Source organism: Candidatus Angelobacter sp. (assembly GCA_035607015.1).
Lineage (GTDB): Bacteria > Verrucomicrobiota > Verrucomicrobiia > Limisphaerales > AV2 > AV2.
The window spans coordinates 1-3,074 of the sequence record DATNDF010000120.1 but is presented as its reverse complement, the minus strand read 5'-3'; the positions used below and the strand labels follow the sequence as shown (position 1 = coordinate 3,074).

General features: G+C 58.8%; 4 protein-coding genes. 1 reads left to right on the top strand and 3 read right to left on the bottom strand.

From position 1 onward, the window contains the following. A partial coding sequence (locus tag VN887_05050; protein HXT39370.1) for a glucoamylase family protein occupies positions 1-558 on the top strand: 558 nt, incomplete at its 5' end. Positions 559-1,038: 480 nt separating this feature from the next. On the opposite strand, the gene VN887_05045 is transcribed toward VN887_05050, so the two are convergent. The 3 genes from VN887_05045 to VN887_05035 all read right to left on the bottom strand — a co-directional run. After that, positions 1,039-1,338 carry a hypothetical protein gene (locus tag VN887_05045; protein ID HXT39369.1) on the bottom strand — a complete coding sequence of 100 codons (300 nt, stop codon included), beginning with the start codon at positions 1,336-1,338 and terminating at the stop codon, positions 1,039-1,041. A gap of 114 nt (positions 1,339-1,452) precedes the next feature. Continuing rightward, on the bottom strand, positions 1,453-2,844 hold the full coding sequence (locus VN887_05040; protein HXT39368.1) for a DUF1501 domain-containing protein: 1,392 nt from the start codon (positions 2,842-2,844) through the stop codon (positions 1,453-1,455). Positions 2,845-2,902: 58 nt separating this feature from the next. Further along, on the bottom strand, positions 2,903-3,074 hold a 172-nt coding region (locus VN887_05035), incomplete at its 5' end, for a DUF6717 family protein (GenBank protein ID HXT39367.1).

Sequence of the window (3,074 nt, the reverse complement as noted above, 5' to 3'; positions counted from 1 at the left end):
ATTGATTTCCGCGGCACCGCCGACGACTACCTGCGCGGCAAAGGCATTGATTACTTCGAAAACTCGCGCCGCGCCACGCTCGCCCAGCGCGCTTATTGCATCGCCAATCCGGGCGGGTTCAAAGGCTACGGGGAAATGGTTTGGGGTCTGACGGCCTGTGACGGTCCCGGCTTTGGAAAATTCCAGGCCTACTCCGCTCGTGGCGCGCCTCCGCCGGAGAACGACGACGGCACCATCGCGCCTACCGCCGTTGGTGCATCAATGCCGTTCGCGCCGGAAATCTGTTTACCGACGCTGCGACATTTCTACGACGCCCATCGGCCGAACATCTGGACGCGATACGGCTTCTGCGACGCGTTCAATCCGACAGCCAACTGGTGGGACCCCGAAGTGCTCGGCATTGACCAAGGCCCGATCCTGATCATGATCGAGAACTATCGAACGGGAAAAGTGTGGAAGACCTTCATGAAAGCGCCGGAAGTTCAGCGAGGATTGAAAGCGGCTGGCTTTCAGTCGGTGACCGTGGAACGCAACAATGGGCAACGACAAAGGAAGTAATCCTCGTGTCGTGAGACCTCCCAGGAGCATCTCATCGGTTGTTCGATTTTCCAACACACGGTTGGATGGTGTATTCGGGCCGGCGGTTCGCGTAGCCTCTTGCCAGACCGTGAAATCATGCCAGTCTAACTTCGCTGTGTCTCCACAGCGCGATGTCCCCTCGGGCAACCAATCGTCCATCGCTCACCAAAGCCTCAATGCGTCGGTCAAACAACTCATGTCCGGCTTCCCCTTCCGGAAACTCGGCACCCAAAGCTTCCGTCACTCTCACAAAAACCATCGCGACCTTTCTCCAACGACCATTCGTAGTCGCGAGATACCGGAGGACAGCGCCATCAACTTGTGCGTCGCTAGCCATACCGTCCAACGTAGAAAGCTGAGTCACGCGAGACCAGAAGGCGTGAACCGTGAAGCGGAACTAAACGCGCCATCCGGCCTTGGCGCAGTGATTTTGATACAGCCCTCAACATGGGCAAATGCTCAAAAAAGGATAAAGAAAATCGGAACTATCAATAAAACCCAACCGGCGATGCAGACAAACAAACCGGACGACGGTGCCGTAATCCAAATGCTTCCCGACGGCCCAGTGAATCCACCCATCGCTTCTCCAAACCAAATGCAAGCCAGTGGCAGAATCACAAATGCCAAAACCTTGAAACCACTCTCACCGCCGCCTGACACGAATGCGCCAATGACGTAGATGATCGCAAGCAAGCCGGACAAGCTTCGATTCCAAGTCAACGTCTTAAGATGGTAGGATGTCATGTTGTTCTGATTCACGGCGGCCACAGGACGCGTGAATTGCGGCCGGCGCGCACCCCGGCGAGCAACGGAACCCGCCCAATCGCGAGCGAGACATCACCGCCCGCCTCGCGCAATCCTTTCGCGACGGTTTCATACGAGGATTTCTTTCACCACGTTTCCAAAAACATCGGTGAGCCGATAATCGCGACCGCTGTAACGGTAGGTCAATTTCTCGTGGTTGATGCCCATCAGGTGAAGGATCGTGGCGTGCAGGTCATGGACGTGGACCTTGTTCTGAACGGCGTGCCAGCCGAACTCATCGGTCGCGCCATGCACGATGCCGCCTTTCACACCGCCGCCCGCAAGCCACATGGTGAACCCGAACGGATGATGCTCACGACCGTTCGTTCCCTCGGCCGTCGGGGTGCGGCCGAATTCGCCGCCCCAGATCACCAGTGTCTCGTCGAGCAGACCGCGGGCTTTCAGGTCCTTCAACAGGCCGGCGATGGGCTTGTCCACCGCGGCGCAGTTGTTCGGCAGTTCCTTGCGAAGTTCGCTGTGCTGGTCCCAAAGCTGACAGCTGTTCCGTTTCGCCGTTTGCGTGTGATAAACCTGCACCATGCGAACGCCGCGCTCGGTCAGCCGGCGCGCCATGAGGCATTGCTTGCCGAAAATGTCGGTCACGTCCTCGCCGATGCCGTAGAGTTTTCGCGTCTCGGGCGATTCGCGTTCCACATCGAACGCCTCCGGGGCCTCCGTCTGCATCCGGAACGCCAGTTCAAAGGATTCGATCCGCGCACTCAGACGGCTGTCTTCCTCGCGTTGCTGCTCGTGCAGAACATTGAGCTGTTTGAGCAGATCGAGCTGGCCGCGTTGCTGGCCGGTGGAAAAACGGGGGTTCGCCAGGTTCGGAATCGGATTCTTCAAATCGGAAACCAGCGTTCCCTGATAGGCGGCGGGCAGAAAGCTCGAACTCCAGAGCGGCGCGCCCTGAGCCGGTTGTGACGGGCTGATGACGATGAAACCGGGAAGGTCCTGGTTCTCGCTGCCGAGTCCATAGAGCAGCCACGAGCCAAGGCTGGGACGCGAGAACGCCTGCTCCCCGGTGTTCATCTGCAGACACGCGCCGTTATGATTGATGTTGTCGGCCACCATCGAGCGGATGACGCACATGTCATCCACGCAGGTGACGAGATTTGGAAACAGTTCGCTGATCTCGGTCCCCGACGTGCCATGTTTCTGAAACGAGTACGGTGATGCGAAGATGTTTCCGGTCTTCGTGCGCTCGAGTTTCGGCTTCTCGAATGGCACCGGCTTGCCATTGTCCCGTGCCAGTCGCGGTTTGGGATCGAACGTGTCCACGTGCGACGGTCCGCCCGACATGAACAGGAAAATCACCCGTTTGGCCTTCGCGGGGAACGGGGGTGGATGGACTGCGAGCGGGCTCGCCGTCGCGCCGGCCAGGGCGCGGCCAAGAAAATCCTCGGCCAGCAAACCGGCGAGACCCAACATGCCGAAGCCGCTGGCGAACTTTTTCAGCATCTGCCGCCGGTTCACGCCCGCACCGAGGAAGCAGTCGGGCCTCCGGAGAAAGTGCGATTTATTTTGGCTCTGCCCGCGCATAAATCTCTCTGGGAGCAGCGGTAAAATACCTGAAGAGGGCCGGACAAAGCCAGCCTTCAGTTTTGGTCCGGTCGGAATAATACCAGTTGCCGCCCGATTCGTCCCGTCGCCACAGGAGCTTTTCCGTGGCCCCGGGAAAGGGTGACGCC